The sequence below is a fragment of the Streptomyces durbertensis genome, assembly GCF_014156695.1.
GTDB classification, from domain to species: domain Bacteria; phylum Actinomycetota; class Actinomycetes; order Streptomycetales; family Streptomycetaceae; genus Streptomyces; species Streptomyces durbertensis.
In genome coordinates this window covers 1-8334 of sequence record NZ_WMLF01000232.1, presented here as the reverse complement: position 1 = coordinate 8334, position 8334 = coordinate 1, and the positions used below count along the sequence as shown (strand labels likewise).

The following is an 8334-nucleotide window of genomic DNA, read 5'->3' as shown; positions in this document are numbered from 1 at the left end:
CACGTAGTCCAGCGGAAGCGCGCCCAGGCCGATCGGGGAGGAGATCCCCACGCCGTCGGCCGGCCGTCCGTCGGCGGTCAGGTCGACCACGAAGCCGAAAACGCCCCGGTCCGTGCCGGCGGCGAACCGCACAAACCGGGGACGAACGAGAATGGCGACACCCCCGAGGAGGCACGTCAGTGAACGCGTCCAGCACCGCCCCCACGCCGAGCAGTGAGGCGGACAACCTGCGCTGGCTGCTGGCGAACCTGATCGAAGAGGTTCCCGGCATCCGGTCCGTCACGGTCGTCTCGTCCGACGGCCTGCTGCTCCTGGCCTCCGACCCCGGCCTGGCCGACGTTTCGGCGAGGTCCGGTGGCCGCGGTCCGCGCGGAGCCAGCGCGGACCTGGCGACGATCGTCTCCGGCATCGCGTCCCTCACCACCGGCGCGGCCGGGCTGCTGAAGGCCGGCGAGGTCAAGCAGACGATGGTCGCGATGGACCACGGAACCGTTTTTGTCATGGCGATCAGCGACGGTTCGCTGCTCGGCGTGCACGCCACCGCCGACTGCGACATGAGCGTGATCGGCTACCACATGGCCCTCTTCGTGGGCCGTGCGGGACATGTGCTCACCCCCGAACTCCGTACCGAACTGCGTAAGTCGATGGAGCAGGACCAGTGACCGCGAACCCCCCACTGCCCAGCCGTCTGCACGGTGAACGCAAACCCGCGCGGGTCAGGCCGTACACCATCACGGGCGGCCGTACCCGCTTCGGCCACGTGCTGCTGGTCGAGACGTTTGTCGCCTCGGTCGACACCCCCGTCCTGGAGGGGCCGCCGGGCCGCCGGGTGCTGCCCGGCCGGGACTACTCGGCCGGCCAGGACCGGATCATGCCGGAGATGCGCGCCATCATCGAGCTGTGCCGCCAGATGCGGTCGGTCGCCGAGGTGGCCGCGCTGCTGCGGATGCCGCTCGGCGTCGTGCGCGTCCTGCTGAGCGACCTCGCGGACCAGGGCCGGGTCCGCGTCTACGGAACGGGCCGGGAGGCCACCGGCCGCCCCAACCGCGCACTGCTTGAGAGGGTGTTGGGTGGACTTCGCAGGCTTTGACAGCACCACGACCCCGACAACGCCGCCAGGCGGTTCGGCGGGGCGGGACGAGCCGCTCCAGGAGTGGCAGAAGGACACCAGCCGCGCCCCCATCGCCACCAAGATAGTGGTGGCCGGGGGCTTCGGTGTCGGCAAGACGACCTTCGTCGGGTCCGTCTCCGAGATCGAGCCGCTGGTCACCGAGGCCGTGATGACGCAGGCCAGCGAGGGCACCGACGACCTGGCGGCGACGCCCGAGAAGACGACGACCACCGTCGCCATGGACTTCGGCCGCATCACGCTCGACGCCGGTCTTGTCCTCTACCTGTTCGGCACGCCGGGCCAGCAGCGCTTCTGGTTCATGTGGGACGACCTCGTGCGCGGCGCGATCGGCGCCGTTGTCATGGCCGACACCCGCCGTCTGGAGGACTGCTTCCCCGCGCTCGACTACTTCGAGAGCTGCGGGCTGCCCTACATCGTCGCCGTGAACCACTTCGAGGGCACCGAGTACTACGAGGCCGAGGACGTGCGCGAGGCGCTGTCCGTCCCGGCGGGTGTGCCGGTGGTGGTCATGGACGCCAGGAAGCGGGACACCGTCGTCGACTCGCTGACCGCCCTGGTCGCCCACGCCGTCGAGCTGACCCCCGCCTGACCCCGCCTGACGGCCGCCCTGCGCGCCACCTTCTCCTCTTCTCCCCTCTGCCTGCCCCACCCTTCGCGACCAGTCACACCGTCATACAGGAGTGTTGCCTCGATGCGGAAGATACTCATCGTCGGAGCCGGCCAGTCGGGCCTCCAACTCGCCCTCGGCCTCCAGTCCAAGGGCTACGAGGTCACCGTGATGTCCAACCGCACGGCCGACGAGATCCGCGGCGGGCGGGTCATGTCCACCCAGTGCATGTTCCACACCGCGCTCCAGCACGAACGCGACCTCGAGATCAACTTCTGGGAGAACCAGGCCCCCCGCATCCAGGGACTCGGCGTCTCCGTCGCCGCCCCCGACTCCAGCCGGGCCGTCGACTGGCTCGGCAGACTCGACGGCCACGCGCAGTCCGTCGACCAGCGGGTGAAGATGGCCGGCTGGATGGAGACCTTCGCCCAGCGCGGCGGCCAGCTGGTCATCCACGGCGCCGCCGTCTCCGACCTCGACTTCTTCGCCCGCACCTACGACCTGGTCCTGGTCTCCGCCGGCAAGGGCGAACTGGTGTCGATGTTCGAGCGCGACGCCGAACGCTCGCCCTACGACACCCCGCAGCGCGCGCTCGCCGTCTCCTACGTCACCGGTCTCGGCCCCCGCCCCGAGCACCCCGACACCGAGGCCGTGCGCTGCAACCTCGTGCCCGGCGTCGGCGAGCTCTTTGTGATGCCGAGCCTCACCACCAGCGGACGCTGCGACATCCTCTTCTGGGAAGGCGTCCCCGGCGGCCCGCTCGACGTCTTCCAGGAGATCCGCGACCCTGCCGAACACCTCGCGACCACCCTGGCCCTGATGGAGAAGTACACCCCCTGGGAGTACGCCCGGGCCACCAAGGCGGAACTCACCGACGCCGGCGGCACACTCGCCGGCCGCTACGCGCCCACTGTCCGGAAGCCGGTCGGCCGGCTGCCCGGCGGCGGCGCCGTCCTCGGCGTCGCGGACGTCGTGGTGGCCAACGACCCGATCACCGGGCAGGGCTCCAACTCCGCCTCCAAGTGCGCCGCCGCCTACCTGGCCTCCATCGTCGAACACGGCGACCGCCCCTTCGACGAGGAGTGGATGCAGGGCACGTTCGACCGCTACTGGCAGACCGCGCGGCACGTCACCAAGTGGACCAACGCGATGCTGGCGCCGCCGCCCGAGCACGTCCTCAAGCTGATCGGCGCCGCGGGCGAACTGCCGCCCGTCCGCGACCGGTTCGCCAACGGCTTCAACAACCCGACCGACTTCGAGGACTGGTTCTACGACCCCGAGAAAGCCGACGCCTACCTCGCGTCGGTCACCCCGGCCTGACGCGCGCGGCGCGCGAGGCGCGAGCCGAACGGGCCGCACTGCCGGCCCGGCACCCAGCCTCGTCGACCGCTGGCCTGTCGAGGCTGCCGGGCGTGTGCGACCGCCGGCCGCCGCACGCGGCTCGGAGACCTCGCCGGCCGGGCGGTCGTCGCCGGAAGGGTTGCCGGCGGGCCGCCGGGTCGGCGGCCGCCGGGCTCCGAGCGACCGCGGCTCCGGCCCGGTGCCGTCGCGGGCGGAAGGCCGCCATGCCGGGGAAACCCATGCGCTACGGCGTGGCGGCGCCCCACCCCGGCCGTCCGGTGCCGGGGCCGCTGGTCCCGCCGTCGCGGGGCGAGCCGTCGCCAGGGGAGCCCCTGCCGGATGGCCCGTTCCCGCCGGGTGTGCGGGGCTCCGAGGGAGGCTGCCCGCCGGCTGGGAGAGCGTCGGACGGGCGGCTTCCGACCGCGCCGGAGGCCGCCGCACCGGCGAGCCCGCCGCTCTCGGTTCCGCTGCCGGTGGCCCCACCGGCTCCGGCGACTGCGTCCCCGGCGTCCCCGGTGCTGCCGGCGAGGAGGCGGCTCAGGCGGTCCAGCCGGCGTCGCAACTCCCGGTGTTTTTCCTGGCGTTCGGTGGCGAGGGTGCGCTGTTCGGCGAGCGCCGCGCGGGCCTTGCCGGCCGTCGCGGCCAGCCGCTGCTCGCCGCCCGCCATCCGCAGCACGGCGAGTGCCTGCGCGTCCGCGAGCCGGGTGAGCTGGTGGCGCTCCTCGAACGCGTCCTGCGGGTCGCGGCGCAGCAGCATGCGCACGTACGGCGTGAGCCCCGCCGTGCTGTTCCGGTACTGCATCCGGGCGATGTGTCCGGCGTCGAGACGCCCCGCGGCCAGTTCGCCGCGGGCCCGGCGCAGCCGCTCGTCGAGCCGCGCCACCACGGCACGGTGTCGCCGCAGCCGGGTGTCCGCCTTCCGGTAGGCGCGCCGTGCCTGGTCGACGGCCTGGTAGCCGGTCCGCAGCTCCGCCAGCAGGCGGCCGGTGGGCGCGGTGCCGCCGAGACCGGACGCGGGCCACTCGGGCGTTCCGGCCGGCGGCTCGTTCAACGGCTCGGCCGGGGGCTCTGCGGGCGGCTGGGCACGTCCCGTTCCGTTCTCCCCGGCGGCGGGGGAGTGGCGCTCGACGCCGGACGCGGGCCGCTCGACCGGCGGCGCGGCGCGTTCCGCGAGCGACCGGCGGTCGGTCGCTGGCGGTTCCTCAGCCTGCGGCTCCCAGCCCGCCGCCTCCGCACCCGGCGCCGTCCCGGCGACCGTCCGGCCGCCGTTGAGCGCTGTCCCGCCGGACGTGTGGAGGCCGCCCGCCGGCGCGTCGGAGGCGACGAGCCCCAGCAGTACGGCGGCGAGCACCCCGCCGGCTGTCACCACAAGCCCGCGACGCCCCCGCACCGCCCGCGTGCGCGGGCCGGTCGGTCGGTGGTCCCTCCGTTCGCAGCCGTTCATGCCGTGATCGTGGCAGCACCTCGCCGCTGATTGTCGTATTGAACGACGATGTACGGCGCTACCACCCGGACGCCGGACACCACCCGGGCGACCGCACAGCCCCTCAGGGCCTGTCGGGGCCCTCCGGTCCGTCCGACCCGTCTCGCCCCTCCGGCCGGGGCTCCGGCTTCGACCACGGCCAGCGCACCCGGCGCGGGCGGCCCTCCGGCTCGTACACGTACCGCCAGCCGCGCGGCAGACCCAGCCGCTTGCTCACGCTCGCGACCTCAAGCCGGTACACGTACACCACCGGTTCACCGCCATCGGCCGACGGCACCGGCACCTCGTAGTACTTCGGCGGCCGGCCCGTCGGCCCCACCAGGACGGGCAGCACCCGGCCGTCCAGCGGTCCGCCGGCAAAGGCGGTGTCCTCACTTCTCATCGGCCCAGCTTCGCAAACACGCCGCCCGGGCCGCCCACCGGCCGTCCCGTGTCGCGCGCGGCTGCGAACCGCTCACCGCAGGTGGGCCGCTCACAGCAGGTGGGCGGCCGGCGCCACCACCGGGACGACACGCCGCGCGAGATCGGCCAGCCGGCCGTCCGGGCCCTCCGCCTCGGCGGCCAGCCGCACCACGCCCGCCGTCTGCTCGTCCCGGGCGCCGGTGGCCACCAGCGCCGTCATCAGCTGGTCGAGCAGCAGGTCGCGCAGCTCCGTGCGGGGAAGCTGCTTGCCCTCGTCCAGCCAGATCAGCGACGCCGCCTCCACCGACGAGATCCACGTCCGTACGGTCATGCTCAGCCGGGGCCCCGGGGGCTCCACCACCAGGTGGGAGAGGATCTGCGCGGCGGCCTGCCGGCGCACCTCGTCGACGATCGCCGAGGTGCGGGAGGTCTCCACGACGCTGCCGCCGCGCAGCAGCGCGGTGAAGCCCGCGTCGTGCTCCTCGATGAACGCCATGTAGCGGCCCAGCGCCCGGGCCAGCCGGTCCGTCAGCGGGCCCACGTGCGGCTCGTCGAAGCACTGCTCCAACTCGTCGGCGGCACTGCGCAGCGCCGCCTCGTACAGCTGCTGCTTGCCGCCGGGGAAGTACCGGTAGACCAGCGGCCGGGAGACCCCGGCCTCGGACGCCACGTCCTCCAGCGAGACCTCCTCCGGCGGCAGGCGGGCGAACAGGCGGAGTGCCGTGGACAGCAGTTGGCTGCGCCGCTGCTCCACGCTCAGTCTTCGGTACGCCGGGACGGTCATGTCTGGCAGCGTAACCGTCTGGGCGCCACTCCAGGAGCCGCGCGGTGAGGGAGGGCCGAACGGCCCTCCCTCACCGCCGGAGGCTCAGGGCAGCAGGCCGCTGCTCTTCCACAGCCGGCGGCCGACACCGCGCAGCACGCCGATGTCGTCCAGGAAGTCCGTCAGCCGCTTCGCGCCCGTCTGCATGACCTCCCTGCGGTGGCCGCTGGCCCGCACCTGGGCGACGGCCTCCCGCCGGTCGAGCCCCACGTTCGAGTACACCTGCGGGTTCACAAACGCGATGGAGAAGACGCGGGCCGCCTCGCCGCAGCTGATCCGGGTCAGCTCGCGCTCCCAGCGCGGCGCCTGCACCATCTGCCGGCGCAGCTCCTCCCGGGCGTAGCGGACGTGCCGGGCCTCCTCCACGACGTGGATGCGGGTCACGCCGCGCACCAGCGGCTGGACGCGCTCGTCGGGGAACGTCAGCCGCTGCATCCAGTCCAGGATCTCCTCGCCCAGCAGCGTGCAGGCGAACGAACCCGGCGTGGTGGAGACCGTCTTCAGCACCCGGGCCAGGTTGTGCGTCGTCCGGCTCACCGGGTACGTGGGCGCCCCGCCGCGCTGGATCATCCGCGCGAACATCATCGAGTGCCGGCACTCGTCGGCGATCTCGGTGAGCGCGTACCGCACGTGCGCGCTGGTCACCGACTTGTCGTAGATGTGCCGTACCAGCAGCTGCATCAGGATGATCTCGAACCAGATGCCCAGCGAGGCCAGCGAGGCGGCCTCGTGCCGGGCGAGGTCCATGCGCTGCTCCTCCGACATCCGCTTCCACATCGGGGTGCCGTAGAGGGACACCAGCTCCGGGGGCCAGAACCACTTGTCGTCGGCCAGCGGCGCGTCCCAGTCCAGCTCCGTGTCGGGGTCGAAGGAGTGCTTGCGGGACGACTCCAGCAGGCGTTCGGCGATCTGCTCCCGGTCCTTGAGCAGGCCGAGCGCGTCCCGCAGCACCTCGCGCTCGGAGTTGATTTCAGGGGCGGTCGTCATCGTGGAGCACCTCGCTGATTCGGCGGGCCGGGCACCCTGCGGGGGTTACCGGCGGTCACGTCTGTCCTCTCTTATGAGACTGCTTGTCAGTAAGCTCGTCAATCCCCCGCACACGACTTGTTGACGCGACTGTCACCCACGTGTGAGCCTGCCAACAACCCCGTGCACCCCCGGGGTTCGACGTGTCTCCACCGGCCGGCCGGGAGGCCCCATGCCGACGCACGAGCTGTACGCGCACGACCCGGGACCGCACGAATGGCAGGTACCGGCCAGCGGCGCCGCCCGCTTCAGCTGGGAGTACGACAACAACCGCGACCGCCTCCTCGCCCTCTACCAGAAGGGCAAGGACAAGCAGTGGGACGGCGCCACCCGCATCGACTGGGACCTCGAAGTCGACCCCGCCGACCCCCTCGGCACCCCCGACGAGGTCCTGATCCTCCACGACACGCCCCACTGGGCCAAGCTCAGCGGACGCGACAAGGCCGAACTCCGCCACCGCTACGCCGCCTGGCAGTTCAGCCAGTTCCTCCACGGCGAACAGGGCGCCATGATCTGCGCCGCCCGCATCGTCGAGTCCGTCCCCGACCTCGACGCCAAGTTCTACTCCGCCACCCAGACCATGGACGAGGCCCGGCACGCCGAGATCTACTCCCGCTTCCTCCACGAGAAGCTCGGCACCCTCTACCCCGTCAACGACAACCTCCAGGCCCTCCTCGGCGACACCCTCCGCGACTCCCGCTGGGACATGCCCTACCTCGGCATGCAGGTCCTCATCGAAGGACTCGCGCTCGCCGCCTTCGGCATGATCCGGGACACCACGAACAAACCCCTCCCCAAGCAGATCCTCACCTACGTCATGCAGGACGAGGCCCGGCACGTCGCCTTCGGCCGCATGGCCCTGCGCGACTACTACCGCCAGCTCACCGACGCCGAACTGCGCGAACGCGAGGAGTTTGTCGTCGAGGGCTGCTACCTGATGCGCGACCGCCTCAAGGGCACCGAAGTCCTCGCCGACTTCGGCATCCCGGCCGCCGAAGCCGAAGCCCTCACCGAACAGTCCGACTTCACCCGGCTCTTCCGCCGCCTCCTCTTCAGCCGCATCGTGCCGTGCGTCAAGGACATCGGCCTGTGGGGCGAACGCCTCCAGCGCGCCTACGTCGACATGGGCGTCCTCGAACTCGGCGACGCCGACCTCGACCAGCTCATGACCCAGGACGAGGAACTCGCCGACCAGCTCGACGCCCAGCGCTTCGCCGCCGAGGAGGCCGCCCGCAAGGCCGAGGTCGCCGCCGCCATCACCGCCGCGACCACCGACGCGACCACCGACGACAACCCCTGACACCCGCCGGGGCGGGTGTGACGGGTCGAACAACCCCCGCCCCCAGGGCAACCTTCGCACCACCTCGGCTATCCAAATGACGCAGGACGAACCACCACACCGACGTCCGCCCGCCGGACCGCCTCCGGCCGACCACGGCACGTCTCCCCGCGAAGGAAACCCATGACCACGCCCCCTCCGCCCTCCGACGGCCAGCACCACCCGCAGGGCGGGCCTTCCC

9 protein-coding genes are annotated in these 8334 nt (G+C 72.4%); 5 read left to right on the top strand and 4 right to left on the bottom strand.

Annotated features, from left to right (window positions below; translation table 11 throughout):
- Nucleotides 1-179 precede the first annotated feature (179 nt).
- The 4 genes from GL263_RS16150 (at nucleotide 180) to GL263_RS16135 (ending at nucleotide 3059) form a co-directional block, all read left to right on the top strand.
- Nucleotides 180-662 (top strand): roadblock/LC7 domain-containing protein, encoded by a 483-nt coding sequence (locus GL263_RS16150; protein ID WP_182856421.1) that lies wholly within the window; start codon nucleotides 180-182, stop codon nucleotides 660-662.
- Nucleotides 659-1090: a DUF742 domain-containing protein gene (locus tag GL263_RS16145; RefSeq protein WP_182856420.1), complete on the top strand. Its 432-nt coding sequence runs from the start codon at nucleotides 659-661 to the stop codon at nucleotides 1088-1090. Before GL263_RS16150 ends, GL263_RS16145 begins: the two co-directional genes overlap by 4 nt.
- A complete protein-coding gene (locus GL263_RS16140) occupies nucleotides 1071-1721 on the top strand; it encodes a GTP-binding protein (RefSeq protein ID WP_182856419.1) in 651 nt (216 codons plus the stop codon). Before GL263_RS16145 ends, GL263_RS16140 begins: the two co-directional genes overlap by 20 nt.
- 102 nt (nucleotides 1722-1823) lie before the next feature.
- A complete protein-coding gene (locus tag GL263_RS16135; RefSeq protein WP_182856418.1) occupies nucleotides 1824-3059 on the top strand; it encodes a styrene monooxygenase/indole monooxygenase family protein in 1236 nt (411 codons plus the stop codon).
- A gap of 265 nt (nucleotides 3060-3324) precedes the next feature.
- Here the strand turns inward: GL263_RS16135 and GL263_RS16130 are convergent, their stop codons facing one another.
- The 4 genes from GL263_RS16130 to GL263_RS16115 form a co-directional block, all read right to left on the bottom strand.
- The gene (locus GL263_RS16130) at nucleotides 3325-4524 is read right to left on the bottom strand and encodes a hypothetical protein (protein ID WP_182856417.1); all 1200 of its coding nucleotides are present in this window, start codon (nucleotides 4522-4524) and stop codon (nucleotides 3325-3327) included.
- Nucleotides 4525-4627: 103 nt separating this feature from the next.
- Complete coding sequence (locus GL263_RS16125; RefSeq protein WP_182856416.1) at nucleotides 4628-4945, bottom strand: DUF8847 domain-containing protein; 318 nt, start codon at nucleotides 4943-4945, stop codon at nucleotides 4628-4630.
- Nucleotides 4946-5035: 90 nt separating this feature from the next.
- The gene (locus GL263_RS16120; protein ID WP_182856415.1) at nucleotides 5036-5749 is read right to left on the bottom strand and encodes a TetR/AcrR family transcriptional regulator; all 714 of its coding nucleotides are present in this window, start codon (nucleotides 5747-5749) and stop codon (nucleotides 5036-5038) included.
- Nucleotides 5750-5833: 84 nt separating this feature from the next.
- Nucleotides 5834-6775, bottom strand: a complete 942-nt coding sequence (locus tag GL263_RS16115; protein WP_182856414.1) for an AurF N-oxygenase family protein — start codon at nucleotides 6773-6775, stop codon at nucleotides 5834-5836.
- 211 nt (nucleotides 6776-6986) lie between these two features.
- Here GL263_RS16115 and GL263_RS16110 point away from each other — a divergent pair, with 211 nt between their 5' ends.
- Nucleotides 6987-8114: a ferritin-like domain-containing protein gene (locus tag GL263_RS16110; RefSeq protein WP_182856413.1), complete on the top strand. Its 1128-nt coding sequence runs from the start codon at nucleotides 6987-6989 to the stop codon at nucleotides 8112-8114.
- Nucleotides 8115-8334: the final 220 nt, after the last annotated feature.

Bases quoted from the DNA above. Each gene is read 5' to 3' on its own strand.
- GL263_RS16115 (WP_182856414.1), bottom strand. From the start codon at position 6,775: ATGACGACCGCCCCTGAAATCAACTCCGAGCGCGAGGTGCTGCGGGAC.
- GL263_RS16120 (WP_182856415.1), bottom strand. From the start codon at position 5,749: ATGACCGTCCCGGCGTACCGAAGACTGAGCGTGGAGCAGCGGCGCAGC.
- GL263_RS16125 (WP_182856416.1), bottom strand. From the start codon at position 4,945: ATGAGAAGTGAGGACACCGCCTTTGCCGGCGGACCGCTGGACGGCCGG.
- GL263_RS16130 (WP_182856417.1), bottom strand. From the start codon at position 4,524: ATGAACGGCTGCGAACGGAGGGACCACCGACCGACCGGCCCGCGCACG.
- GL263_RS16110 (WP_182856413.1), top strand. From the start codon at position 6,987: ATGCCGACGCACGAGCTGTACGCGCACGACCCGGGACCGCACGAATGG.
- GL263_RS16135 (WP_182856418.1), top strand. From the start codon at position 1,824: ATGCGGAAGATACTCATCGTCGGAGCCGGCCAGTCGGGCCTCCAACTC.